The sequence below is a fragment of the Acidovorax sp. GW101-11A03 genome (assembly GCF_059424825.1).
The window spans coordinates 1-24,829 of record NZ_JBWKZU010000056.1; the positions used below are offsets into that span (position 1 = coordinate 1).

At 66.7% G+C, this 24,829-nt stretch carries 20 protein-coding genes; 11 read left to right on the plus strand and 9 right to left on the minus strand.

All coding sequences use genetic code 11. The features are described from left to right. The first annotated feature begins 190 nt into the window (after window positions 1–190). The 6 genes from AC07Z7_RS19710 to mnhG all read left to right on the plus strand — a co-directional run bounded on the left by AC07Z7_RS19710 (window position 191) and on the right by mnhG (window position 6,591). A complete protein-coding gene (locus tag AC07Z7_RS19710) occupies window positions 191–3,157 on the plus strand; it encodes a monovalent cation/H+ antiporter subunit A (protein WP_494767375.1) in 2,967 nt (988 codons plus the stop codon). Continuing rightward, complete coding sequence (locus tag AC07Z7_RS19715) at window positions 3,148–3,513, plus strand: Na+/H+ antiporter subunit C (RefSeq protein WP_094290930.1); 366 nt, start codon at window positions 3,148–3,150, stop codon at window positions 3,511–3,513. Before AC07Z7_RS19710 ends, AC07Z7_RS19715 begins: the two co-directional genes overlap by 10 nt. 159 nt (window positions 3,514–3,672) lie before the next feature. Continuing rightward, a complete protein-coding gene (locus AC07Z7_RS19720) occupies window positions 3,673–5,391 on the plus strand; it encodes a monovalent cation/H+ antiporter subunit D (RefSeq protein ID WP_094290929.1) in 1,719 nt (572 codons plus the stop codon). Then, complete coding sequence (locus AC07Z7_RS19725) at window positions 5,388–5,918, plus strand: Na+/H+ antiporter subunit E (RefSeq protein WP_494767376.1); 531 nt, start codon at window positions 5,388–5,390, stop codon at window positions 5,916–5,918. The genes AC07Z7_RS19720 and AC07Z7_RS19725 overlap by 4 nt, the downstream gene beginning before the upstream one ends. Next, on the plus strand, window positions 5,915–6,193 hold the full coding sequence (locus tag AC07Z7_RS19730) for a K+/H+ antiporter subunit F (protein ID WP_094290927.1): 279 nt from the start codon (window positions 5,915–5,917) through the stop codon (window positions 6,191–6,193). Before AC07Z7_RS19725 ends, AC07Z7_RS19730 begins: the two co-directional genes overlap by 4 nt. Continuing rightward, window positions 6,190–6,591 (plus strand): monovalent cation/H(+) antiporter subunit G, encoded by a 402-nt coding sequence (gene mnhG, locus AC07Z7_RS19735; protein WP_494767377.1) that lies wholly within the window; start codon window positions 6,190–6,192, stop codon window positions 6,589–6,591. The genes AC07Z7_RS19730 and mnhG overlap by 4 nt, the downstream gene beginning before the upstream one ends. A gap of 51 nt (window positions 6,592–6,642) precedes the next feature. On the opposite strand, the gene AC07Z7_RS19740 is transcribed toward mnhG, so the two are convergent. Beyond that, window positions 6,643–10,293, minus strand: a complete 3,651-nt coding sequence (locus AC07Z7_RS19740) for a hydantoinase B/oxoprolinase family protein (RefSeq protein ID WP_494767378.1) — start codon at window positions 10,291–10,293, stop codon at window positions 6,643–6,645. Between the two features lie 125 nt (window positions 10,294–10,418). Further along, window positions 10,419–10,973 carry a winged helix DNA-binding protein gene (locus tag AC07Z7_RS19745; RefSeq protein ID WP_252658714.1) on the minus strand — a complete coding sequence of 185 codons (555 nt, stop codon included), beginning with the start codon at window positions 10,971–10,973 and terminating at the stop codon, window positions 10,419–10,421. A gap of 187 nt (window positions 10,974–11,160) precedes the next feature. Here AC07Z7_RS19745 and AC07Z7_RS19750 point away from each other — a divergent pair, with 187 nt between their 5' ends. The 5 genes from AC07Z7_RS19750 to AC07Z7_RS19770 all read left to right on the plus strand — a co-directional run bounded on the left by AC07Z7_RS19750 (window position 11,161) and on the right by AC07Z7_RS19770 (window position 15,479). Further along, on the plus strand, window positions 11,161–12,144 hold the full coding sequence (locus AC07Z7_RS19750) for a TRAP transporter substrate-binding protein (RefSeq protein ID WP_252658713.1): 984 nt from the start codon (window positions 11,161–11,163) through the stop codon (window positions 12,142–12,144). 17 nt (window positions 12,145–12,161) lie between these two features. Further along, window positions 12,162–12,671 (plus strand): TRAP transporter small permease, encoded by a 510-nt coding sequence (locus AC07Z7_RS19755; protein WP_252658712.1) that lies wholly within the window; start codon window positions 12,162–12,164, stop codon window positions 12,669–12,671. 20 nt (window positions 12,672–12,691) lie between these two features. After that, window positions 12,692–13,996, plus strand: coding sequence for a TRAP transporter large permease (locus tag AC07Z7_RS19760; protein WP_252658711.1), 1,305 nt, complete (start codon window positions 12,692–12,694; stop codon window positions 13,994–13,996). Between the two features lie 118 nt (window positions 13,997–14,114). Then, window positions 14,115–14,498, plus strand: a complete 384-nt coding sequence (crcB, locus tag AC07Z7_RS19765; protein WP_252658710.1) for a fluoride efflux transporter CrcB — start codon at window positions 14,115–14,117, stop codon at window positions 14,496–14,498. 117 nt (window positions 14,499–14,615) lie between these two features. Then, window positions 14,616–15,479 carry an LOG family protein gene (locus tag AC07Z7_RS19770; protein WP_494767379.1) on the plus strand — a complete coding sequence of 288 codons (864 nt, stop codon included), beginning with the start codon at window positions 14,616–14,618 and terminating at the stop codon, window positions 15,477–15,479. Window positions 15,480–15,515: 36 nt separating this feature from the next. On the opposite strand, the gene AC07Z7_RS19775 is transcribed toward AC07Z7_RS19770, so the two are convergent. The 7 genes from AC07Z7_RS19775 to pncB form a co-directional block, all read right to left on the minus strand. Next, entirely contained in the window at window positions 15,516–16,478 is a 963-nt protein-coding gene (locus AC07Z7_RS19775; RefSeq protein ID WP_494767380.1) for a FecR family protein, read from the minus strand. A 50-nt stretch (window positions 16,479–16,528) separates the two neighbouring features. Continuing rightward, window positions 16,529–17,866 carry a surface lipoprotein assembly modifier gene (locus tag AC07Z7_RS19780; protein WP_494767381.1) on the minus strand — a complete coding sequence of 446 codons (1,338 nt, stop codon included), beginning with the start codon at window positions 17,864–17,866 and terminating at the stop codon, window positions 16,529–16,531. Window positions 17,867–18,031: 165 nt separating this feature from the next. Continuing rightward, window positions 18,032–19,231 (minus strand): MFS transporter, encoded by a 1,200-nt coding sequence (locus AC07Z7_RS19785; RefSeq protein ID WP_494767382.1) that lies wholly within the window; start codon window positions 19,229–19,231, stop codon window positions 18,032–18,034. Next, a complete protein-coding gene (locus AC07Z7_RS19790; RefSeq protein ID WP_494767383.1) occupies window positions 19,228–20,952 on the minus strand; it encodes a DNA recombination protein RmuC in 1,725 nt (574 codons plus the stop codon). Before AC07Z7_RS19790 ends, AC07Z7_RS19785 begins: the two co-directional genes overlap by 4 nt. Before the next feature lie 72 nt (window positions 20,953–21,024). Beyond that, complete coding sequence (locus AC07Z7_RS19795; RefSeq protein WP_494767384.1) at window positions 21,025–22,014, minus strand: 2-hydroxyacid dehydrogenase; 990 nt, start codon at window positions 22,012–22,014, stop codon at window positions 21,025–21,027. Window positions 22,015–22,018: 4 nt separating this feature from the next. Then, window positions 22,019–23,431: a sodium:proton antiporter gene (locus tag AC07Z7_RS19800; protein ID WP_494767385.1), complete on the minus strand. Its 1,413-nt coding sequence runs from the start codon at window positions 23,429–23,431 to the stop codon at window positions 22,019–22,021. Window positions 23,432–23,518: 87 nt separating this feature from the next. Continuing rightward, the gene (gene pncB / locus AC07Z7_RS19805) at window positions 23,519–24,739 is read right to left on the minus strand and encodes a nicotinate phosphoribosyltransferase (RefSeq protein WP_252658703.1); all 1,221 of its coding nucleotides are present in this window, start codon (window positions 24,737–24,739) and stop codon (window positions 23,519–23,521) included. Window positions 24,740–24,829 lie beyond the last annotated feature (90 nt).

Genomic DNA, 24,829 nt, shown 5'->3' on the forward strand with positions numbered 1-24,829 from the left:
AATAGCCAGGCTATTGGCGTGCGGCCTGGCTGGCTTTCCCTTCGGGCTGGCTGCGCAATGCGGCGTCTGCTTTGTCGGGCGGCTTGCCAATAGCCAGGCTATTGGCCGCCCCCCCTTCGCGCATCCATCCGCATTGCACCGCCAGCGCGTGGGGGAATTGAAGGGGGACACGCCCTAGAATCATTCGCGCATGCCCCTGATCACCCTCATCCTCCTCCCCTTCATCGGCAGCTTGCTGGCGGCAGTGTTGCCCGCCAATGCCCGCAACACCGAGTCCACACTCGCTGGGCTCATTGCCTTGTTCTGCACGGTGCAAGCGGCACTCTACTTCCCCGAGATTGCCGACGGTGGCGTGATCCGGCAGGAACTGGCCTGGCTGCCCGCACTGGGCCTGAACCTCGTCATCCGCATGGATGGCTTCGCGTGGATGTTCTGCATGCTGGTGCTGGGCGTGGGCAGCCTGGTGGTGCTGTATGCGCGCTACTACATGTCGCCCGCCGACCCGGTGCCGCGCTTCTTCTCGTTTTTCCTTGCTTTCATGGGTGCCATGGCGGGTGTGGTGCTATCGGGCAACATCATCCAGATCGCGTTTTTCTGGGAGCTGACCAGCCTGTTCTCGTTCTTGCTGATCGGCTACTGGCACCACCGCAAGGATGCGCGGCGCGGTGCACGCATGGCGCTCACGGTGACGGGCACAGGCGGGCTGGCCATGCTGGCGGGCATGCTGGTGCTGGGCCACATCGTGGGCAGCTATGACCTGGACCATGTGCTCGTGGCCGGGCAGCTCATCCAGAACCACCCGCTGTACCTCACGGCCCTGGTGCTGATCCTGCTGGGCGCGCTCACCAAAAGCGCGCAGTTCCCGTTCCACTTCTGGCTGCCCCACGCCATGGCCGCGCCCACGCCCGTGTCGGCTTACCTGCACTCGGCCACCATGGTGAAGGCCGGCGTGTTCCTGATGGCCCGGTTGTGGCCCGCGCTGTCGGGCACGGAAGAGTGGTTCTGGCTGGTGGGCGGTGCGGGCCTGGCCACACTGCTCGTGGGCGGCTATGCGGCCATGTTCCAGAACGACCTCAAGGGGCTGCTGGCCTACTCGACCATCTCGCACCTGGGCCTCATCACCCTGCTGCTGGGCCTCAACAGCCCGCTGGCGGCCGTGGCCGCCGTGTTCCACATCATGAACCACGCCACCTTCAAGGCCTCGCTGTTCATGGCCGTGGGCATCGTGGATCATGAAAGCGGCACGCGCGACATCCGGCGCCTGTCGGGCCTGCGCAGGATGATGCCCATCACCGCCACCCTGGCCATGGTGGCCAGCGCCGCCATGGCAGGTGTGCCGCTGCTCAACGGCTTCCTGTCCAAGGAAATGTTTTTTGCCGAGACGGTGTACGTGAACACCACGCCGCTGCTCGAATGGCTGCTGCCCGTGGCCGCCACGCTGGCTGGCATGTTCAGCGTGGCGTATTCGCTGCGCTTCACGGTGGATGTGTTCTTTGGCCCACCCGCCACCGACCTGCCGCGCCCACCGCATGAGCCACCGCACTGGATGCGCGTTCCGGTCGAACTGCTGGTGCTGGCCTGCCTGGTGGTGGGCACGCTGCCCGCCTGGTCGGTGGGTGCCTACCTGGCCGCCGCCGCACGGCCCGTGGTGGGCGGCGAGCTGCCCACGTACAGCCTGGCGGTGTGGCATGGCTTTAATACCCCGTTTGTAATGAGCCTGGTGGCATTGGGCGGTGGCATTGCGTTGTATGCGCTGCTGCGGCGCCAGCGCGCGCGCGGCATGCTGGATGCACCGCCCCTCATGCACCACCTGAGCGGCCAGCGCATGTTCGAGCACCTGCTGGCCGCCCTCACGCTGGCGGGCCGCAACGGCCGCCGCCTGCTGGGCACCGGCCGCCTGCAGTGGCAGATGCTGTGGCTGGCCACAGCCGCCCTGGTGGCGGGTACCCTGCCCCTGTGGGCGCGTGGCCTGCCGATTGGTGACCGCGTGCAGTTGCCGCTGTCGCCCACGTTTGCGCTGTTGTGGCTGCTGGGCGCCGTGTGCGCTGTGGCGGCGGCCTGGCAGGCCAAGTACCACCGGCTGGCCGCTCTCACGCTGCTGGGCGGCGCGGGTTTGTGCGTGTGCCTGACCTTCCTCTGGTTCTCAGCCCCCGACCTCGCGCTCACGCAGATCGTGGTGGAAATCGTGACCACCATCCTCATCCTGCTGGGCCTGCGCTGGCTGCCCCGGCGCGACGAAAGCCTGCGCGTGCCCACCCTGGCCGAAGAGCGTCGCACCCTGCTGCGCCGCTGGCGCGACCTGGCACTGGCGCTGAGCGCGGGCGCAGGCATGGCGCTGCTGTCGTTTGCGATGATGAGCCGCCCTTTCCCCGACAGCACCTCCACCTTCTTCCTGGAACGTGCGCTCACTGAAGGGGGCGGCACCAACGTGGTCAACGTGATGCTGGTGGATTTCCGGGGCTTTGACACCTTTGGCGAAATCGTGGTGCTCGGCATCGTGGCGCTCACGGTGTATGCGCTGCTGCGGCGCTTCCGCCCCGCGCGCGAGGTGATGGACCTGCCACCCCAGCAGCGCGCCCTGCCCGCCGATGTGGACACCGATCTGGCCAACCCGCGCCAGACCGCCGACACCGCCGTGGGCTACCTCATGGTGCCCGCCGTGCTGGTGCGCCTGCTGCTGCCGTTTGCCACGCTGGTGTCCATGTACCTCTTCATGCGCGGCCACAACGAGCCCGGTGGCGGCTTTGTGGCGGGGCTGGTGTTCTCGGTGGCGTTGCTGCTGCAGTACATCGTCTCGGGCACTTCCTGGGTCGAGGCCCACCTGCCCCTCTATCCACGCCGCTGGATCGGCGTGGGCCTGCTGGCTGCACTGGCCACCGGCCTGGGCGCCTGGGCCTGGGGCTACCCGTTCCTCACCAGCCACACGGCCCATCTGCACCTGCCCCTCGTGGGCGAGGTGCATGTGGCCAGCGCGCTGTTCTTCGACATCGGCGTGTTCACCCTGGTGGTGGGCTCGACCATGCTCATCCTCACCGGCATTGCCCACCAGTCGGTGCGCAGCCACCGCTACAACAATGCGCGCGCCGACGACGAGGCGGCAGAACAAGCCGCTGCTGCCACAGCGCCCACCACCCGGGGAGAAACTGCATGGAACTGATACTGGCCCTGGCCATTGGCGTGCTCACCGGCTCGGGCGTATGGCTGCTGCTGCGGCCCCGCACCTTCCAGGTCATCATGGGCCTGTCGCTGCTGTCATACGCCGTCAACCTCTTCATCTTCAGCATGGGCCGCCTGGGCCTCGCGATTGACAAGGAGCCCGTGCTGCAGCCCGGCCTGCCGCAGGACCTGGCCCACTATGCCGACCCCATGCCCCAGGCGCTCACGCTCACTGCCATCGTGATCGGCTTTGCCATGACGGCGTTGTTCCTGGTGGTGCTGCTCGCATCGCGCGGCATGGCGGGCACCGACCATGTGGATGGCAGCCGCGCCAAAGACGCCCAGGAAATGCCGTGATGAAGAACACCCCCCTGAGCGGCTTCGCCGCTTCCCCCCGCTCTCGCAGTGCTGCGCACTGCGGGCAGGGGAACGCAGCCCTCGCCGCGGGGCGGCCCTTGCTAGGCTGCCCTGGTCTGGCGCGTGCCAGTTTCGTGCGCAGCGCCTTGGACCAATGACATGACATTCACAGGATTTCTACTTGAGCGGTTGATGCCGCACCTGATCCTCGCCCCCATCGCGCTGCCCCTGCTCACTGCCGGGCTCATGCTGCTGCTGCGCGAAGAACGCCAGCGCACCAAGGTCACGCTCAACATCACCTCGACCTTGCTGGGCCTGGTGGTGGCTGTGCTGCTGCTGGTGCAGGCCAAGGACCCCAACCTGCCCGGCAGCCTGGGCGTGTACCTGCCGGGAAACTGGCCCGCGCCGTTTGGCATCGTGCTCACCATCGACCGGCTCTCGGCCATGATGCTGGTGCTGTGCAGCACCGTGGCGCTGGCCACCGTGCTGTTCTCGGCGGCGCGCTGGCACCGCGCGGGCGTGCACTTTCACCCGCTGTTCCAGTTCCAGCTCATGGGGCTCGCGGGTGCCTTCCTCACGGCCGACCTGTTCAACCTGTTTGTGTTCTTCGAGATCATGCTGGCGGCCTCCTATGGCCTGCTGCTGCACGGCTCGGGGCGCCCGCGCGTGTCGGCGGGGCTGCACTACATCGCCATCAACCTCGCGGCCTCCTCGCTGTTCCTGATCGGTGTGTCGATGCTCTACGGCATCACCGGCACGCTCAACATGGCCGACCTGGCGCAGAGCATTGCGGGCATTGCGCCCGCAGACCGGGGCCTGCTGCATGCGGCGGCGGCCATCCTGGCGGTGGCTTTTCTCATCAAGGCCGCCGTGTGGCCGCTCAACTTCTGGCTGGTGCCCGCCTACAGCGCGGCCACTGCACCCGTGGGCGCGTTGTTTGCGCTGATGACCAAGGTGGGCGTGTACAGCGTGCTGCGGCTGTGGACGCTGCTGTTCGGCGCCGAGGCCGGAGACTCGGCCCAGTTTGGCAGCCAGTGGCTGATTGGCGGCGGCCTGCTCACCATGGCGTTTGGCGCCATCGGCATGCTGGGTTCGCAGCGCCTGGGGCACATCGCGGGCTTTGCGGCCATCCTGTCGTCGGGCACGCTGCTGGCCGCCGTGGGCTTCGGCCAGAACCTGCTCACGGGCGGGCTGCTGTACTACCTGCTCAGCTCCACGCTGGCGGTAAGTGCCCTCTTCCTGCTCACCGACCTCATCGACCGCTGGCGCAACGACGGCTCCAACCTCGCCCCCTACGAGCAGACCGACGACGCGCCGTTCCTGTCGGCCGATCTGATGCCCACCGAAGGCATGAACCTCGACGACAAGGAGGAGGCGCTGATCGGCCAGGTGATTCCGGCCGCTGCCGCTTTTCTGGGCCTGGCCTTCATCGCCTGTACGCTGATCATTGCAGGCCTGCCACCGCTGCCGGGGTTTGTGGGCAAGTTCGCCATGGTGCATGCGCTGCTCAACCCGCTGGGGCTGGGCGCTTCCAGCGGGTTCCAGCTGGGTGCTGCGGGCTGGACGCTGGTGGCCCTGCTGGTGGCCTCGGGCCTGCTGGCGCTGGTGGCCCTGACCCGCGCAGGCATCCGCCACTTCTGGGCCGCGCACGACCGCTCGGCCCCCAAGCTGCTGGTGCTGGAGGGCTTGCCCATTGCCCTGCTGCTGAGCGCCTGCGCGGCGCTGGCCTGGCAGGCCGGGGCCGTGATGCGCTACACCCAGGCCACGGCCGACGCGCTGCACGCGCCCGCCGGGTATGTGCGCGCCGTGATGACGGCCGACCCCGTGCCCAATCCGCCCACCAAGCCCGCCGCCGCACCGGGGGGCAGCCTGCCATGAAGCCAGAGTCCTCCAACACCCCAGCATCGCCCCGGCCCTTCAAGCGGCTGGTGCCCGCGCCCCTGCTGTCGCTGGCGCTGCTGGGCCTGTGGCTGCTGCTCAACCGCAGCCTGAGTGCCGGGCATTTTGTGCTGGGCAGCGTGCTGGCACTGGCGATTCCGCTGCTCACGGCCGGGCTGCGCCCGCTGCCGGTGCGCGTGCGCAAACCCGGCGCCGTGCTGCGCCTGGCCTTCACGGTGGTGGCCGACACCACCCGCTCCAACCTGGCCGTGGCCCGCCTGCTGCTGGCGCCCGGTCGCAGGCGCCACCCTGCCGGGTTTGTGCACATCCCGCTCGATGTGCGCGACCCCAACGCGCTGGCCGTGCTGGCCATGATCGTCTGCATCACCCCCGGCACCGCCTGGGCCGAGCTGTCGCTGGACCGCAGCATGCTGCTGTTGCACGTGCTGGAGCTGGACGACCCCGCCACCGTGATCGCCGACGTGAAGCGGCGCTACGAGGCCCCCTTGATGGAGATTTTTGAATGACCCCGATACTCGATTGGGCCCTCCCCATCGCCCTGTTCATGCTGGCCCTGGCCATGGGCTGCGCGCTGGTCCGCCTGCTCAAGGGCCCCTCCGCACAAGACCGCGTGCTGGCGCTCGACTGCATGTACCTGAGCGGCATGCTCGTGATGCTGGTACTGGGCCTGCTGTATGGCAGTAAGAACTACTTCGAGGCCGCGCTGCTGCTGGCGCTGTTCAGCTTTGTGGGCAGCATGGCCATGGCCAAGTTTCTGCTGCGTGGCGAGGTGATCGAATGACCGACGCCGCTACCACTGCCGCCGCCGTGCTGCCGCTTTGGCTTGAAATCATCGTGGCCTTGCTGGTGCTGGCGGGCGCCGGGCTGGCCCTGCTGGGCTCCACCGGCTTGCTGCGCCTGCCCACGTTCTTCGAGCGCGTGCACGCGCCTGCCATCATCGCCACGCTGGGCTGCTGGCTGATCATGCATGGCACGGTGCTGTACTTCTCGGTGGCCGACCGCAGCCTGGCGCTGCATGCACTGCTGATCGCCGTGTTCGTGGCGATCACGGTGCCCATCATGTCGATCTTCTTGATGCGCGCGGCGCTGTTCCGCGCGCGGCAGATGGGGCTGGATGTGCCTCCCAGCCTGAGCCAGCCCAAGGCATCTGCAGCGCCTGCAGATGCCAAAGACTCCTGATTTGATAGCTGCTTGCGCTTGATGGGCGCGCGCAAGCAGCCATTTTTATCACTATTTTTGGTCTGAGAACCCGAAGCCGCCGCCGCCCGGCGTGTGGATTTCAAACACGTCGCCCGGCAGCATCTCGGCCTGGCCGATGTGGTCCAGCAGCTCCACCCGCCCATCGCTGCGCACCACCTTGTTGATGCCCACGGCACCCGGCTGGCCGCCTGCCATGCCAAACGCGCCATGGTGGCGGCCGTTGGACAAAATGTTGGCCGTCATCGGCTCCAGGAAGCGCACACGGCGCACGCCGCCGTCGCCACCTTTCCACCGCCCGGCGCCGCCCGAGCCCTTGCGAATCTCGTAGCCCTCCAGCCGCACCGGGAAGCGGAACTCCAGCACCTCGGGGTCCGTCAGGCGCGAGTTGGTCATGTGGCATTGCACGACGCTAGTGCCTGCAAAACCGCCAGTGAGCTGCCCGTTGGCATCCCACACGCCGCCCGCGCCGCTGCCTCCCGAGATGGTCTCGTAGTACTGGTAGCGCGCACTGCCAAAGGTGAAGTTGTTCATGGTGCACTGCCCCGCCGCCATCAGGCCCAGTGCGCCATACAACGCATTGGTGATGCAGGTGGAGGTCTCCACATTGCCCGCCACCACCGAGGCTGGCGGATTGGGGTTGAGCATGCTGCCCGGCGGGATGATGACGTTGAGCGGCTTGAGGCACCCAGCATTCAGCGGAATATCGTCATCCACCAGCGTGCGGAACACATACAGCACCGCCGCCATGCACACCGCCGTAGGCGCGTTGAAGTTGTTCGTCTGCTGTGGGCTGGTGCCGGTGAAGTCGATGGTGGCACTGCGGCTTGCTGCATCCACCTTCACGGCCACGCTGATCTGCGCGCCGTTGTCCAGCGGCAGCGTGAACTGGCCGTCCTTCAGGCGCGTGATCACACGGCGCACGGACTCTTCGGCGTTGTCCTGCACGTGGCGCATATAGGCCTGCACCACATCCAGCCCAAACTCGCCCACCATGCGGCGCAGCTCCTGCTGGCCTTTTTCGTTGGCGGCGATCTGTGCGCGCAGGTCGGCCATGTTCTGCTGCGGGTTGCGGCTGGGGTATTCGCCGCTTGAGAGCAGCGCAATCATCTCGGCCTCGCGCAGCACGCCGCGCTCCACCAGCTTCACGTTGTTGATCTGCACACCCTCTTCCTCGATGCGCGTGGAGAACGGCGGCATGGAGCCCGGCGTGGTGCCACCCACATCGGCATGGTGGCCCCGGCTGCCCACATAGAAGGTGGGCTCAGCCTCGTTGGCGATGTAGACCGGCGTGATGACGGTGATGTCTGGCAGGTGCGTGCCACCGTGGTACGGGTCGTTGAGCACGAACACGTCGCCGGGCTGCATCTTGCCCTGGTTCTCGCGAATCACCGTCTTGATGCTCTCGCCCATCGAACCCAGGTGCACGGGCATGTGCGGCGCATTGGCGATGAGGTTGCCCGCCGTGTCGAACAGCGCACAGCTGAAGTCCAGCCGCTCCTTGATGTTGACCGAGTACGCCGTGTTCTGCAGCTGCAGCCCCATCTGCTCGGCGATGTTCATGAACAGGTTGTTGAACACCTCCAGCAGCACCGGGTCCACCGTGGTGCCCACGGCATGCTGCACGGCGCGGGCCACGCGGCGGTTGAGCAGCAGGTGGTCCAGCTCGGTCAGCTGCGCCTCCCAGCCGGGCTCGACTATTGTTGTAGCGTTCTTCTCGGCAATGATGGCCGGGCCGGGGATCACGTCGCCGGGGCGCAGGTCCTCGCGCACCACCAGCGCGGCGTCATGCCACACGGGCACGCCGTCCACGCCCCCTGTGTACATACGCACGGTGCTGCGGCGCGGCACCTCGCGCGCGGGTTGCAGCGCGTGGCGCGGCTCCACGGGCGCATCGCCGGGCACTACGGCCTCGACCGATACGGCCTCCACCACCAGACCCTTGCCCTGCATAAGGAACGCAAAACGCTGGCGGTAGGCGTTCTCGAACGCGGCGGTGATTTCGGCCAGCGAGCCAAATGGCACGATGAGTGCGGAGTCGCTGCCCTCGTAGCGCACATGCATGCGGCGGTGCACCACGGCTGTGCCCGCGCCCACCTGCTGGCGCTCCAGCTCGGTGCGTGCGGTGGTGGCCAGTTGGTCCAGTGTGGCTTCGATGCCGGCGAGCGCGTTTGGCACGAGCCTGGTTTCCACCGCCTGTTCGCGGATCACGTTCTGGTCCGCGAGGCCCATGCCGTAGGCGCTGAGCACGCCCGCCAGCGGGTGCACAAACACGCGCGTCATGCCCAGGGCGTCGGCCACCAGACACGCATGCTGGCCGCCCGCGCCGCCAAAACACTGCAGGGTGTAGCGCGTCACGTCATACCCACGCGCTACGCTGATCTTCTTGATCGCATTGGCCATCTGCTGCACGGCGATCTGGATGAAGCCGTGGGCCACGTCTTCTTGCGAGCGGCCGCTTTGCACCGCCAGCTGCGCAAACTTCTGCGCCACCACATCGCGGTCAAGCGCCTCGTTAGCCGCATGGCCAAACACCTTGGGGAAATGTGCGGGCTGGATCTTGCCCACCATCACGTTCGCATCCGTCACGGCCAGCGGGCCGCCGCGGCGGTAGCTGGCGGGGCCAGGGTTGGCACCCGCGCTTTCGGGGCCGACGCGGAAGCGTGCGCCGTCAAACCCGAGGATGGAGCCGCCACCGGCCGCCACGGTGTGGATGCTCATCATGGGCGCGCGCATGCGCACGCCCGCCACCTGGGTCTCGAACTCGCGCTCGAACTCGCCCGCGTAGTGGCTCACATCGGTGCTGGTGCCGCCCATGTCAAAGCCGATGACCTTGTCGTGGCCTGCAAGGCCTGCGGTGCGCGCCATGCCGACGATGCCGCCTGCGGGGCCACTCAAGATCGCGTCCTTGCCCTGGAACACTTGGGCGTCCGTGAGGCCGCCCGAGGACTGCATGAAGAACAGCTTGACGCCCGGCATTTCGCTCGCCACCTGGTCCACATAGCGGCGCAGGATGGGCGACAGGTACGCATCCACCACGGTGGTGTCGCCCCGGCTCACCAGCTTCATCATGGGGCTGGTGTCGTGCGATGCGCTGACCTGCGTGAAGCCCGCTTCGCGCGCAATGCGGGCGGCGGCTTCTTCATGGTCGGTGTAGCGGTAGCCGTGCATGAACACGATGGCTGCACTGCGCAGGCCCGCGTCGTAGGCCGCCCACAGACGCTCCTTGAGGTGCGCTTCGTCCAGCGGCTCGATCACCTCGCCGTGTGCGCCCATGCGCTCCTGGGCCTCGATCACGCGCTCGTACAGCAACTCGGGCAGCACGATGTGGCGGTCAAACAGACGCGGGCGGTTCTGGTAGGCGATGCGCAGCGCATCCTTGAAGCCTTTGGTGGTGATGAGCAGCGTGGGCTCGCCCTTGCGCTCCAAGAGCGCGTTGGTGGCCACGGTGGTGCCCATCTTCACGCACTCCACCAGTGCGGGCGTCACGGGCTCGCCGGGCTTCAAACCGAGCAGGTGGCGGATGCCCGCCACGGCGGCGTCCTTGTACTGCTCGGGGTTCTCCGACAACAGCTTGTGCGTGACCAGCGTGCCGTCCGGCCGCTTGCCCACCACGTCGGTGAAGGTGCCGCCCCGGTCGATCCAGAACTGCCAGCGGGACATGGGAGAGGGTTGATTGGACATATCAATGCTACTCATTTGATAGCTATAAGCGCTTTACAGTCGCGCGCAAGAGCCGTTTTTTGTTCAGATTTTCGAGCCACACAGACCACATGCAGGCCACACACAGGCAACGTGGGTCGCCCACATCACAACGACGCGGCCGAGCGCGCCGCCTGGTCGTACATGCCCGAGAGCACACGCAGCAACCGGGCCAGCTCGCCAATGTCGCGGTTGAGCGCATCGTCGGCTTTCAGGGCGTCGATCAGGCAGCTCTCGCGGATCTCGCGGTAGCGCTGCACGTAAGCGCGGCCGGTGTCGGTGGCGGCGTAGGTCACTTCCTTGCCGTTTTTCTGCGAGGCGACCACGCCCAGGGTCTGCAGCTTCTTGAGCGAATAGTTCACCAGGTGCGTGTCTTCCACGTTCATGATGAAGCAGATGTCGGCCAGGCGCTTGTCGCGCGCGCGGTGTGTGACATGGTGCAGTACCACCACGTCGAGCGGCGTCAGGTCCTTGAGGCCCGCCGCCGCCATGCAGTGCACCACCCAGCGGTGGAACGCATTGCCCGCCACGATGAGGCCAAACTCGAACTCGCTCATCTCCGCGCTCTGCGCCGACACCAGATGCGCCGATGACACGATGGGGCCGGAGTCGGCTTTGGGTGGAAGCACGGACTTGGCCTTGGGCTTGGCGTCAGATTTCATGGCGGTTTCAGGCCTGTGGGTTCTGTCATTGGCACGGGATATGCATGGGGCATTGTAGGCAAGTCGATGGTAATTTGTTGGCAATTTGTCAGCGTTTAGGCAAAACACCTATCGCAATCGGGTCGGCTTCCGATACAGTGATTTGTTACATCCAATCTTGTACATACAACCCTGCGGAGCAATATCCATGAAGCGTCGAATCTTCCCCGTGACCGCACTCGCCCTGACCCTGGCTGCGGGCCTGTCTGCCACCTCGGCATTCGCCCAGACCAAGTGGGACCTGGCCGCCGCCTACCCCGCGACCAACTTCCACACCGAGAACATGGTGCAGCTGGCCAGCGATGTGGACAAGGCCACCGGCGGCAAGCTCAAGATCACGGTGCATGCCAACGCCGCGCTGTTCAAGGCCCCTGAAATCAAGCGCGCCGTGCAGGGCGGCCAGGCGCAGATGGGCGAGATTCTGCTGGCCAACTTCCAGAACGAGTGGCAGCTGTTTGGCGTGGACGGCCTGCCCTTCCTGGCCGACAGCTACGACGCCTCCAAGAAGCTCTACGCCGCGCAAAAGCCGTTCCTGGAGAAGAAGCTGGCCGAACAAGGCATGGTGCTGCTGTATGCCGTGGCCTGGCCCCCACAAGGCATCTACACCAAGAAGCCGCTGGCCTCGGCTGCCGACCTCAAGGGCATCAAGTGGCGCGCCTACAGCCCCGCCACCGCCCGCATTGCCGAGCTGGTGGGCGCACAGCCTGTGACGGTGCAGGCCGCAGAGTTCTCGCAAGCCCTTGCCACGGGCGTGGTCGAATCGACGATGACCTCGGGCGCCACCGGCGTGGACAGCAAGCTGTACGAGCACCTCAAGTTCTACTACGACACCCAGGCCTGGCTGCCCAAGAACGCCGTGCTGGTGAACAAGAAGGCGTTTGACGCGCTGGACAAGCCCAGCCAGGACGCCCTGCTCAAGGCCGGTGCCGACGCCGAAGCACGTGGTTGGGCTGCCAGCGCCAAGGTCAACACCGACACCATCGCCAAGCTCAAGGCCAATGGCATGTCCGTGGAAGCGCCGCCCGCAGCCCTGAAGGCCGACATGGCCAAGGTCGGCGACACCATGCTCAAGGAATGGCTGGACAAGGCCGGTCCTGAGGGCAAGGCGCTCATCGACGCCTACCGCAAGTAAGCCCGGGCACCTGCGCAATGCGTCGTCTGCTGGACTTTCTGTACGACAGCGCCGCCGCCCTGGCGGCGCTTTTTATGGTCGGCCTGCTGGGCATGGTGCTGTTGTCCATCATCAGCCGGCAGTTCCACTTCCACGTGCCGGGCACCGATGCCTATGCGGGCTACCTGATGGCCGCTGCAGGTTTTCTGGCGCTGGCCCACACCTTGAAGCGCGGTGAGCACATCCGCGTCACGCTGCTGCTCAACTTTCTGAAGGGCGGCGCCAAGAAAGCCTTTGAGATCTGGGCCCTGGCCATTGCCACGCTGCTGGCCGTGCTGTTTGCGGTGTACAGCTGCAAGCTGGCCTGGCAGTCGCACGAGTTCCACGACATTTCCACCAGCAGCGACGCCACGCCGCTGTGGATTCCGCAGATCGCCATGGCCGTGGGCACCGTGATCCTGGCCATCGCCTTCATCGACGAGCTGGTGCTGGAGCTGATGGGCAAACGCGCCGACACCGCCTCTGGCGAAGCCCTGCGCAATGAATAAAAAAACGGGCACTACCAACCATGAGTGATCTCGCCATAACCGGCCTGCTGGTCCTGTCGCTGTTCCTGATCCTGGGCAGCGGTGTGTGGATCGGGCTGACCCTCTCGGGCGTTGCCTGGATCGGCATGCAATTGTTTTCGGCACGCCCGGCGGGCGATGCCATGGCCGTGACCATCTGGGGCAGTGCCTCCAGCTGGACGCTCACGGCGCTGCCGCTGTTCATCTGGATGGGTGAAATCCTGTTCCGCACGCGGCTGTCGCAAGACATGTTCAAGGGCCTGGCCCCCTGGGTGCAGGCGCTGCCGGGCCGCCTGCTGCACACCAATGTGGTGGGCTGCACCATCTTTGCCGCCGTGTCGGGGTCGAGCGCTGCCACCTGCGCCACCATCGGCAAGATGACACTGCCCGAGCTGACGCGCCGAGGCTACCCAGAACACATGGTGGTGGGTACGCTGGCGGGTGCGAGCACGCTGGGCCTGTTGATTCCGCCGTCGATCATCATGATCGTGTACGGCGTGTCGGCCGAGGTGTCGATCTCGCAGCTGTTCATTGCGGGCGTGCTGCCGGGCATTCTGCTGGCGGCCCTGTTCTCGGGCTACATCATGCTGTGGGCGCTGCGCCACCCCGACCAGGTGCCGGCCGCCGATGTGCGCATGACCTTCATGCAGAAGCTGTCGGAATCGCGCAGCCTGATTCCGGTGGTGCTGCTGATTGCGGCGGTGCTGGGCTCCATCTACACCGGCTTTGCCACCGCCACCGAGGCAGCGGCCGTGGGTGTGGTGGGCTCGCTCATCCTCTCGGCCGTGCAGGGCTCGATGAACTGGAGCACCTTCAAGGCCTCGCTCATGGGCGCCACACGGCTGTACTGCATGATCGCGCTGATTCTGGCGGGCGCTGCGTTCCTCACGCTGTCGATGGGCTACATCGGCCTGCCACGCCACCTGGCCGAATGGATCGCGTCGCTCGGGCTCAACAAGGCGCAGCTGATTGCGGCACTGGCTGTGTTCTTCATCATCCTGGGCTGCTTTCTGGATGGCATCTCGATGGTGGTGCTGACCATGGGCGTGCTCATGCCCACGGTGCAGGCCGCCGGCATCGACCCGATCTGGTTCGGCATCTTCATCGTGCTGGTGGTCGAGATGGCACAGATCACACCGCCCGTGGGCTTCAACCTGTTTGTGCTGCAGGGCATGACCGGGCGCCAGCTGCCCTGGATCGCCAAGGTGGCGCTGCCCATGTTCTTGCTCATGTGCGGCGCCGTGGCACTGATCTACATCTTCCCGGGTATCGTGACCTGGTTGCCACAGCAAATGTCGGCGCGCTGAACGCCCCTCAGTAGACACAGCAAAGCGGGTGCGGCTCTCCCAGGGCCGCCCCGCTTTGCACTTTGAGGGGGCGGCGCGAAGTGATGGTGGGGCCCTCAAATCCAGCGACAATGGCCCGATGTTGAACGTTCTTGCCATCTGCATCGGCGCCTGTGTGGGCGCACTGGCGCGCTGGCGCCTGGGCCTGTGGCTCAGCCCTGGCGGGCTGATTCCCTGGGGCACCCTCACCGCCAACCTCGTGGGCGGCTACCTGATTGGCGTGTGTGTGGCCGTGTTCCACGCCCTGCCCCAGCTGGACCCGGTGTGGCGGCTGGCGCTGGTCACGGGGTTCCTCGGTGCACTCACCACGTTTTCCAGCTTCTCGGCCGAGGTGGTCGAGATGCTGATGGCGCAGCGCTATGCCACGGCGCTGGGCACCACCGCGCTGCACCTGCTGGGCTCGCTGGGCCTCACGGTGCTTGGCATGCAAACTGCTTCATATTTCATAGCATCACGCGCTTGATGGTCGCGCGCAAGCAGGCTTTTTTGTCATAAATTTCCGCCACACTGCTGCCATCTTGTCACCGCTCGGCCCCCACGGGCCCTCCCCCTATTCACAGACCCAACCAATAGTCCTGCCATGGAAGCCAACACCCAACTCAATGAACGCCGCCTGGCCGATGCCTGGGCCGAGCTGCACAACCACGCCACCAACGGCAACCCGCTGCAGGCCGACGCCTACCGCATGGCCTTTGCCGACCCCGAATTCCTGTTCCGCCGTGAAACGCGGGGCATCCGTTTTCAGCTGGAGATGCTCAAGCCCGACCTGGGGCAGACCGAGCAAGGCATCGAGAACACCATCGTCGTGTTTGGCAGCGCCCGCTTCATGGCCCCCGAAGACGCGGCCCAGGCCCTGACAGCCGCCGAAGCCACAGGGGACGCCACGCAGATTGCACGCGCCAGGCTCGCGGTGCGCAATGCGCGCCACTACGACCTGGCCCGACAGTTTGCCCAGCTGGTGGCCGCGTACAGCGAACGCCAGCGTCCCGCAGACCGGCTGTACATCTGCACCGGCGGCGGCCCCGGCATCATGGAAGCCGCCAACCGGGGCGCCCACGAAGTCGGCGCACCCAATGTGGGCCTGAACATCGCCCTGCCGCACGAACAAAGCGGCAACCGCTACATCACGCCGTCGCTGAGCTTCAAGTTCCACTACTTTGCGCTGCGCAAGATGCATTTCATGATGCGTGCCAAGGCGCTGGTGGCCTTCCCCGGCGGTTTTGGCACGCTCGATGAGCTGTTCGAGGTGCTGACCCTGGTGCAGACCGGCAAAGCCAAGCCCGTGCCCATCGTGCTGTGTGGCACGGACTACTGGAAGCGGCTGATCAACTTCGACGTGCTGGTGGAAGAAGGCACGATCTCGGCGCAGGACCTGAAGCTCTTCCACTACACCGACGACCCGCAGGAAGCCTGGGATCTGATCCGGGCTTTCTACCAGCTCTGAGCCACGGGGCTGCGCGGGCGCCGTGCCCCACGGCAGCTACCGGATCACCGGCGGCGGTGGGGGCGGAGGCAGTATGAAAATCGGCAGCACCGGAACAAACACAAACGGCGGCCGCACCGTGGGCGGTGGTGGCGTCGTGGTGGCTGGGGGTGGTGCCGTGGTCGTCGGGGGCGGCGGCGTGGGCCGTGTGGGCGGCGGTGGCGTGCTCGGTGCCGGGGGCTGGTAATCGTCCGTGGGTGGTGGGGGTGGCGCCACGGGCACCGGGGGTGGCGGCGCCGTGATAGGCGGTGGCGACGCCACGGGAACCGGCGCCGGCGTGGGCGCCGGGACAATGTACACAAACGCGCGGCGCCCCTGCACATCCAGCTGCTCACCCATCAGCATGGGGGTGGGCAGTTCGGGCACCGGCAGCAAGGCCCGGGTGTGGGTGTACACCGGCAACTCCTGGTCGGACAGCACCAGCACCGCCTCCCCAGCCGTCACGCCCACACAACCGGCCTGGGTACAGACCTCGATCTCGTCCTGCTCGCCCGACACCAGCACCTTGCCATTGGCATCGATGGCCAGCATGAAGGCCGAGCCCCGGATGCCCACCACAGCCGTGGGCGTGATGACCTTGTAGCTGGCGGGATTGCGCTTGCCGATGAGCCCGGTGAGCGCGCGCATGCCGCCGCGCAGCAGGTTGACCACAAAATGGTCTTCGCCCGCGCCTGCACCGTCGGCATAGCGGGTCACGGTGAACTGCGAGTCGGGGTACAGGGCCACCAGGCCGCCATCGGTAAAACGGATCTGCGCGCGCCCTTCGGTGCCGGTCAGCACCACATCGCCGCCGTCCAGCTCGGCCCCCTTGGCCAGACGCGAGAGGCTGTCGCCCCGGCGCAGCTGCACATCGCCCGCCGTGAACTGCACCAGCCCGGCAGCCGCCAGGCCGGTGAGTGGCCAGGCCGCCACCATGCCCATCAGCAGCGCCAGCCGGGCGCGTTTTTGGTCGGATGTCATAAGCACCTCCAGGGCGGGTTTGCAGCAAAACCCCAGGTCAGCGGCCGCATTCAGAACTCCCGGCGCAGCAGGATGGAGAACACCCGCCGCTCATAGTCGGTGATAGGCAGCGTCGAGGCATTGCGCGTGAACTGCCACTGCGGCGTCACGCGCCAGCCGGGCGCGGGGGTCCAGTTCAGGCCCAGCGCCACCTGCGCCTGGCGGTCGGTGCGGGTCACGGCAAAAAAAGGGTCCTGCCCGCCATAGCGCCGGTGCTCCCAGTCGGCGCTGGCAAACACCGTCCACTGCGGTGCCAGCGGCCATTGCCCTCCCAGGCGCACGCCCCACAGGCGGTGGCCCAGCGGGTCGGCGCCGTCTGCCTTGGGCTGCTCGCGCCCGCCATACACGCCCGCGTAGGCCGATGTGCCGTTGCGAAACAGGTGCGAATACGAGGTGCCCAGCACGCTGCGCCGCACATTGCGCAGCTCCTGCGTCGGGTAGCGCACCTCCAGCACCTGCAAAAAGCTGCCCCATTGCCGAAAGCCGTCGATGCGGTAGATCCACTCGCCCAGCACACCGCCCATGGTGCGCAGCCGCGAACCGTCGAGGGCGTAGTACGAACCCTGGCCCGAGACAATCACCTCGTGCCGCTCGGCCCGGAATGCCATGCCCAAGGCACCATCCAGGGCCATGTGGTCAAACCGGTCGGCCTGGCCCCCGTAGTGGCGCGTGGCCGCGAGCGCCGTGCCCACCACCGACCAGCGCGAATTGATCACCGCCCGGCCCCGCAGCCCGGCCTGCGCCACCACATAGTTGCCCGAGGTGGCCTGCGCCTCGGGCAGCAAGGCCCAGGGCGGCGTGCCCGGCACGGGGGACTGCAGCTCGCCCACCACGGGCGCGGCATTGGCGTTGGAATCATGGCCCACGCCCAACTCCACATAACCCTTGATCGAGGAGTGGCCGCCGTATTCAGGGCGGTCGTACGAATACAGGAACTGGTCCAGCGTGTGCCCCGCGTCCACGGGGATCAGCAAGGCCTGCACCTGAGGCGGCAGCGCCAGCACCCCGCGCCGGTCGCCCACGGCCTGCAGCGACTGCCCCAGCGCCACCTGGGCGGCCTGGTTGCCGGGGTCGGCCGCCAGCACGCGTTCGCGCGCCATGATGGCGCGGGTGTACTGGCCTGCGGCATGGGCGGCCTCGCCCATGGCGGCGTCAAACACCGGGTCGCCCGCACGGCGGGCCTCATGGGCATCCAGCAATTGAAAAGCCTGCACCGCCTGCCCCTGGCGCATCAGGGCGGTGGCCTGCTGGACCACCTCGTCGGCCAGTGCCACAGACGGCAGGCCCGCGCCCAGCGCCGAGGCCAGACACCATGGCAACACGCGCCGAGACCAGAATCGAAGGTACATGACAGCCCCCTCTCGGAACCCGCAACCGGACCAAGAGCGGCTAACAAAACTCAGCGAAGCGGCCCTGGCCAGGCGTTCCGTCGCAGGCAGTACAACCAGTACGACAAGACGGGACAACGACGCCAAGGGTGTTTTGTTAACCGCTCTCAGGCAATTTACACCTGTTTACGCTTTTTGGGCCTCCTTGGGAACCCTGTTTGCAATGCGCCACGCCAGCCGCGAGCCCCCCAGGCCCGCAGCTCCCACGGCCCAGAACAGGCCGCTCACGCCAATCACCGCCCCGGCCGAGCCAAACATCAGCGGCATCAGCACGCTGGACGCGTTGATCGCCATCAGCCGCAAACCCAGCGCCTCGCCCTGGCGGTGCGAGGGCGTGATCTGGTGCAGCAGGCTCATCACCATGGGCTGCCCCGTGCCCAGCGCCAGGCCCAGCAGCACCGAGCACAGGCCCATGGCCCAGGCGCTGTGCAGCAGCGGGTAGACCGCAAACAGCACGGCCGTGACCAGCATGGCCACCGCCATCACGGCCTGCTCCCGCAGGCGCTTGGCGAAAAAGGGCATCAGCACGCGGATCACGGTGGCGGCAATCGCAAACGCGCCAAAGATGGTGCCGATGACGGCTGCCGACAGACCGCGCTCGTGCCCCAGCAGCGGCACGGCAAAGGCGTGCACGTCCCAGCAGGAGGAAATCAGCCAGTTGACGATGAGCAGGCGGCGAAACGGCGCATCGCCCAGCAGGTCCCAGGCCCGCTGGGGCGGCCCGCCCGGGGTGCTGCCCGCCGCCGCGCTGGCGGCTGGCAGGTCTGGCACGCCCCGCACACAAAACCAGCTGAGCAAGGGCAATAGTGCCAGCAGTGCAAACGCTGCGCGGTAGCCCTCCAGGCTGCCCGGCGTGCTGCCCGCCAGGTCAATGGCCAGCCCGGCCGCAAACGGGCCGATGAAGTTGGACACCGCCGGGCCGATGGACAGCCAGCTGAACACCTGCTTGAGTTCGGTCGCATCGTGCACGGCGCGGCCCGCATGGCGCTGCACCGCAATCGTGGCGGCCCCGGCGGCGGCGCCGGTCATCAGCGCAGCCACACACAGCACCGGGAAGGTCGGGAACACCACGGCCAGCCCCGCGCCCGCGCAGGCCACGGCCACCGAATAACCCACCGGCCGCTTGAGCCCGTGGCGGTCGGCATAGCGGCCCGCAGGCAGGGCCAGAAACACCTGCGTGAGCGCAAACAGCGCCACCAGCAAGCCCACGGCCGCCGCGCTGTAGCCCTCGCGCAGCGCCAGCAGCGGCGCGGCCAGGCGCATGCCGGCCATGCTGCCATGCACGCAGATCTGGCCAGCGATCAACCGGGCCAGTGTTCCGTTCACGGCAGGTCGTCCTCGGGGTCCAGCCCGGGCAAGGCCGCCGTGCGGGCGCCAGCCAGCGGGGCGCGGGCGGCGTCGGGCGCGGGCAGTTCCTGCACGTCGCGCAGCTTGCGCTGGATGGCACGGGTGCGCACGCCCACCTCGTCAAACTTCTTGGCGGCAGCGTCGATGGATTTTTTGGTGGCCTCGACCACATCGCCAAACTTGGCGAATTCGGTCTTGACCATGCCCAGAAGGCTCCAGACCTCGGACGAGCGTTTTTCGATCGCCAGGGTCTTGAAGCCCATCTGCAGGCTGTTGAGCATGGCCGCTAGGTTGGCCGGGCCGGTGATCATCACACGGCATTCGTTCTGCACCGCTTCGACCAGGCCGGGGCGGCGCATCACCTCGGCAAACAGCCCCTCGGTGGGCAGGTAAAGCACGGCAAAGTCGGTGGTGTGCGGGGGCGAGACATATTTGGCGAAGATTTTTTTCGCTTCGAGCTTGATCGAGGTCTCGAAGGCATTGCCCGCCGACAGGATGGCCGCCTTGTCGGCAGCGTCCTGTGCGTCCAGCAGGCGCTGGTACTGCTCCACCGGGTATTTGGAGTCGATGGGCAGCCACACCGGGTGCTCGTCGCTCTTGCCCGGCAGGCGGATCGCAAACTCCACCAGCTCATCACTGCCCGGCACAGTCTTGACGTTGCGCGCAAACTGGTCGGGCGTGAGCACGTTGTCGATGATGGCGCCCAGCTGCATTTCGCCCCAGGTGCCACGCGTCTTCACGTTGGTCATCACGCGCTTGAGGTCGCCCACGCTGCCCGCCAGGGTCTGCATCTCGCCCAGGCCCTTGTGCACCTGTTCCAGCCGGTCGCTGACCAGCTTGAAGGACTCGCCCAGGCGCTGCTCCAGCGTGGCGTGGAGTTTTTCGTCCACCGTGCGGCGCATTTCTTCGAGCTTGGTGGCGTTGTCGGCCTGGATGGCTGCCAGGCGCTCGTTGAGCGCGTTGCGCAGCTGCTCGGCGTTGTGCTGGCTGCCCTGCACCATGCCCGTGAGCTGCTGCGACACAGCATCCTGCAGCACCGAGAACTGGTTGCGGATCTGGTTGCCGTTGGCTTCGAGCTGGTCCTTGAGCGCGGTAGACACTGCGCCCATCTGCGTCTGGATGTCGGTCTTGAGCGAGTCGAGCGTGCCCCGCGTGGCGGCCGACAGGGCCTCGAAGCGCTCCTGGATGCGCTGCTCGAACAGCTGCGTGCTTTCGGCCAGCGCCTCGCGCGAGCGCTGGCTGTCGGACGCGAGCGATTGCGCGGTCTGTGTGAGTTCGGCGCGGAAGGCGGCCAGTGCGTCCGACAGCTCCTTGCGCGCCAGCGCCGCCTCGGCCTGGCCCTGGGCCAGGCGCTGCTCCAGCTTGGCCTCAAACGCGCCAAACGCGGCCAGCAGCTCGGCGCGGCCGGTGCGGGATTCGCCCACGGCCTGGGCCAGCCGCTCGTCCACCGCGCCGCGCAGGGCCTCCAGCTGGTGCTGCGTGGCCTGGGTGAAGCCCGAGAGCTGCTGCGCCATCGCCTCCATGGCGCCGTCGTTGCGGGCCACGGCGAGCTGGGTCGCCTGGGTCGTGGCCTCCAGCGACTGCAGGCGCGCCAGCCACTCGGCAGGCAGCTCCACACGCGGGCGGCGCAGCAGCAGCACGGCCACCAGCAGCACCACAACGGCCCATGCGGCCAGCAAGACAAGCGTATCGGTAGTCAAGGTATTTACTATTATTTTGATAGCTACTACCGCTTATCCATCGCGCGGTAACGGCCCATTTTGTTCGAAATCCTAGCCGCGCAGACCCGCCACAGGCTGGTTCACCGGCGTGAGCGGGCCCCGCCCACCGAGGAAGGCGATCAGGTTGTCGGCCGCCAGGTTGGCCATGGCGCGGCGCGTTGGCACGGTGGCGCTGGCGATGTGCGGCGTGAGCACCACGTTGGGCACGGTGAGCAGATCGGGATGCACACTGGGCTCGCCCTCGAACACATCCAGGCCCGCCGCCGCAATGCGGCCTTCTCGCAGTGCCACCGCCAGCGCGGCGTCATCCACAATGCCGCCGCGCGCAATGTTGACGAGCGTGGCCGTGGGCTTCATCAGCGCCAGTTCGGCCGCGCCGATGGTGTGGTGCGATGCGGGGGTGTAGGGCACCACCAGCACCACATGGTCTGCGGTGCGCAGCAGCTCGTCCTTACCGACGTAGGTGGCCTTGCATTCGGCCTCCAGCGCGGGCGCCAGACGCGAACGGTTGTGATAGACCACTTTCATGCCAAAGCCGTGCGCGCCGCGCTTGGCAATGCCCTGGCCAATGCGCCCCATGCCGATGATGCCCAGCGTGCTGCCGTGGATGTCGCTGCCCGCGAACATGTCGTAGCTCCACTTGGTCCATTGGCCGGCGCGCAGGTAATGCTCGCTCTCGGTCATGCGGCGAGCCGTGGCCATCAGCAGCGCAAAGCCGAAGTCGGCCGTGGTCTCGGTCAGCACATCGGGCGTGTTGGTGCCCTGCACGCCAGCCGCCGTCATGGCGTCCACGTCGAAGTTGTTGTAGCCCACGGCCATGTTGGCGCAGATCTTGAGGCGGGGCGCCGCGGCCAGCAGCGCGGCATCGATGCGCTGGCTGCCGGTGGTCAGCACACCGTCCTTGTCGGCCAGGCGCGCGGCCAGCTCTTGCGGGGTCCAGATCACGTCGTCGGGGTTGGCCTCCACGTCGAAATGCTCGCGCAGGCGGTCCACGATGTCGGGGAAGATCGCGCGCGCGACCAGGATGCGGGGTTTGCTCATGGGGTTACCTGAACCAGATGAAAGTCATGACAACAAAGAGCGGCACCAGGATGCCCCCCGACCACAGCATGTAGCCGAAGAAGCTGGGCATCTTTACGCCCCGATCCTCCGCAATGGCCTTGACCATGAGGTTGGGTGCGTTGCCGATGTAGGTGTTGGCGCCCATGAACACGGCCCCTGCCGAGATGGCGGCCAGCGTGGGCGCCAGGGTGGTCATCAGCACGGCCGGGTCGCCACCGGCGGTGTTGAAGAACACGAGGTAGGTCGGCGCATTGTCGAGGAAGGAGCTGAGCGCGCCCGTGGCCCAGAAGTACATGGCCGGGTCGGGCGAGCCATCGGGCCGCGTGACGGCTGCCACGATGGCGCCGAACGGGCCGTTGACACCTGCCTTGAGCATGGCGATGACGGGGATGATGGTGAGGAAGATGCCCGCAAACAGCTTGGCCACTTCCTGCATGGGGCCCCAGCCAAACTGGTTGTCCTCGTGCACCTTCTTGGGCGTGAGCCACAGCGAGACCAAGGTCACGATGATGAGGCCCACATCGCGCACGATGCCGGGCAGGCCGACTTCGGTGCCCGCGACGTTGAACACCACGGACGACTTCCAGAAGCCGCTGAGCAGCACCAGCCCTACCACCGCGCCCAGCAGCGCAAAGTTGACCTTGCCGTCGAAGCCGATGGAGCGGCTGTCGGGCGTGGGGTCGGCCTTGAGCACCTCTTCGCGGCGGCGGTAGTACCAGCTGTCGAGCACGAAGAAGATGGCCAGCAGCGCGCCGATGAGGAACAGGCTTTCCTGGAAGATGTGACTCACCGTCCAGAAGAAGTCCACGCCCTTGAGGAAGCCCAGGAACAGCGGCGGATCGCCCAGCGGCGTGAGCGAGCCCCCGGCGTTGGACACGATGAAGATGAAGAACACCACCACATGCGCCACATGCTTGCGGTTGTCGTTGGCGCGGATCAGCGGACGGATCAGCAGCATGGACGCCCCGGTGGTGCCCATGAAGCTGGCCAGCACCGCGCCAATGGCCAGGATGGCGGTGTTGAGCCCCGGGCTGCCATGCAGGTTGCCGCGTATGAAGATGCCGCCCGCCACGGTGAACAGGGCCGTCAGCAGAATCACGAACGGGACGTATTCGGCCAGCAGTGCGTGCACCAGACTCACACCCGCCACGCCCGGCCCGAAGGTGATGGCAAAGGGCACCAGAAACGCGAGCCCCCAGGCCGCCGCAACCTTGCCGAAATGGTGGTGCCAGAAGATGGGCGCCAGCAGCGGCATGAGCGCAATCGACAGCAGGATGCCTGCAAACGGCACACCCCAAAGGACCGACAGCGTGCTGCCATCAATGTCTGCGGCCAGGGCCCAGCCGGGCAGTGCCGCCAGAAGACTGGCCACTGCCAGCCCGCGCGTGAGTTTCATCGGTTGTGTCTCCATCGAGTTTTTAAGAAATTCTGGGGCGCCTCGGGGCGCCGGTCACCGCGCACGGTGCGCCAGCCCTCGGGGCCGTCAGGCGGGCACGGGGATGTCGAACACCTGGCGCAGGTAGGCCAGGTATTTCTCGTCATCGCACATGCCCTTGCCGGGGGTGTCCGACAGCTTGGCCACGGGCTGGTCGTTGCAGCGTGTCATCTTGATCACCACCTGCAGCGGCTCGTGCGCAGGCGGGCTGCCCAGGTCGTTGGTCAGGTTGGTGCCAATGCCAAAGGCCAGCTGGCAGCGGCCCCGGAACTGCTGGTACAGCTCGATGGTGCGCGGGATCGTGAGCGCGTCGCTGAAGATCAGCGTCTTGGTCAGCGGGTCCACGCGGTTCTTGCGGTAATGCTCCAGCAGGCGCTCGCCCCAGGCAAACGGGTCGCCGCTGTCGTGGCGCGCGCCGTCAAACAGCTTGCAGAAATACAGGTCGAAGTCGCGCAGGAAGGCGCTCATGCCGTACACGTCCGACAGCGCAATACCCAGGTCGCCCCGGTATTCCTTGGCCCACATCTCGAAGCCGAACACCTGGCTGTCGCGCAGGCGCGGGCCCAGGGCCTGGCAGGCCTGCAGGTACTCGTGCGCCATGGTGCCCAGCGGTGTCACGCCCAGCTTCATGGCGTAAAGCACGTTGCTGGTGCCCGCAAACTGGCCGGGCCCTGCGGGGGAACCGGGGCGGCGGTCGCCCGTGCCCAGGCGGGCCACCAGCACGCGCAACACTTCTTCGTGCCAGGCGCGGCTGAACCGGCGGCGCGTGCCGTAGTCAGCAATCTTGAGGTCGGCCAGGCCTTCGGCCTGCAGTTGGGTGATCTTGGTGTCGAGGCGCCTGCGGCCTTCCGGGAAGTCGGGCACCTTCTGCGTGTTGCGGAAGTAGACCTCGTTGACGATGGCCAGCACCGGGATCTCGAACAGGATGGTGTGCAGCCAGGGCCCACGGATGGCGATGTCGATCTCGCCGTTGTGCTGGGGCGTGACGGTGATGTACTTCTCGTTGAGCTTGAACAGCCCCAGAAAGTCCACGAAGTCGCTCTTGATGAAACGCAGTGAACGCAGGTAGGCCAGTTCGGCGTCCTGGAAGTGCAGGCTGCACAGCGACCGGATCTCGTCACGGATCTCGTTGGCAAACGGTGCCAGCTGCACACCGGGGTTGCGGCACTTGAACTTGTATTCGACCTGCGCCCCCGGAAACTGGTGCAGCACCACCTGCATCATGGTGAACTTGTACAGGTCGGTGTCGAGCAGGCTGGTGATGATCATGGACGGGGCAGGCGCAAGGTGGAGCCAGGGTGCGGGAGGCCGTTCAGCCAAGCCGCAAAGTGTAGGCCATAGGCGGCCCCAGCGCCGGGC

Excerpts from the sequence above, each read along its gene's own strand:
- AC07Z7_RS19745 (WP_252658714.1), bottom strand. The coding sequence starts at position 10,973 with ATGAAATCTGACGCCAAGCCCAAGGCCAAGTCCGTGCTTCCACCCAAA.
- AC07Z7_RS19715 (WP_094290930.1), top strand. The coding sequence starts at position 3,148 with ATGGAACTGATACTGGCCCTGGCCATTGGCGTGCTCACCGGCTCGGGC.
- pncB (WP_252658703.1), bottom strand. The coding sequence starts at position 24,739 with ATGATCATCACCAGCCTGCTCGACACCGACCTGTACAAGTTCACCATG.
- AC07Z7_RS19755 (WP_252658712.1), top strand. The coding sequence starts at position 12,162 with ATGCGTCGTCTGCTGGACTTTCTGTACGACAGCGCCGCCGCCCTGGCG.
- AC07Z7_RS19725 (WP_494767376.1), top strand. The coding sequence starts at position 5,388 with ATGAAGCCAGAGTCCTCCAACACCCCAGCATCGCCCCGGCCCTTCAAG.
- AC07Z7_RS19760 (WP_252658711.1), top strand. The coding sequence starts at position 12,692 with ATGAGTGATCTCGCCATAACCGGCCTGCTGGTCCTGTCGCTGTTCCTG.
- AC07Z7_RS19740 (WP_494767378.1), bottom strand. The coding sequence starts at position 10,293 with ATGTCCAATCAACCCTCTCCCATGTCCCGCTGGCAGTTCTGGATCGAC.
- AC07Z7_RS19770 (WP_494767379.1), top strand. The coding sequence starts at position 14,616 with ATGGAAGCCAACACCCAACTCAATGAACGCCGCCTGGCCGATGCCTGG.
- mnhG (WP_494767377.1), top strand. The coding sequence starts at position 6,190 with ATGACCGACGCCGCTACCACTGCCGCCGCCGTGCTGCCGCTTTGGCTT.
- AC07Z7_RS19800 (WP_494767385.1), bottom strand. The coding sequence starts at position 23,431 with ATGAAACTCACGCGCGGGCTGGCAGTGGCCAGTCTTCTGGCGGCACTG.
- AC07Z7_RS19780 (WP_494767381.1), bottom strand. The coding sequence starts at position 17,866 with ATGTACCTTCGATTCTGGTCTCGGCGCGTGTTGCCATGGTGTCTGGCC.
- AC07Z7_RS19750 (WP_252658713.1), top strand. The coding sequence starts at position 11,161 with ATGAAGCGTCGAATCTTCCCCGTGACCGCACTCGCCCTGACCCTGGCT.
- AC07Z7_RS19720 (WP_094290929.1), top strand. The coding sequence starts at position 3,673 with ATGACATTCACAGGATTTCTACTTGAGCGGTTGATGCCGCACCTGATC.
- crcB (WP_252658710.1), top strand. The coding sequence starts at position 14,115 with ATGTTGAACGTTCTTGCCATCTGCATCGGCGCCTGTGTGGGCGCACTG.
- AC07Z7_RS19710 (WP_494767375.1), top strand. The coding sequence starts at position 191 with ATGCCCCTGATCACCCTCATCCTCCTCCCCTTCATCGGCAGCTTGCTG.
- AC07Z7_RS19795 (WP_494767384.1), bottom strand. The coding sequence starts at position 22,014 with ATGAGCAAACCCCGCATCCTGGTCGCGCGCGCGATCTTCCCCGACATC.
- AC07Z7_RS19730 (WP_094290927.1), top strand. The coding sequence starts at position 5,915 with ATGACCCCGATACTCGATTGGGCCCTCCCCATCGCCCTGTTCATGCTG.
- AC07Z7_RS19775 (WP_494767380.1), bottom strand. The coding sequence starts at position 16,478 with ATGACATCCGACCAAAAACGCGCCCGGCTGGCGCTGCTGATGGGCATG.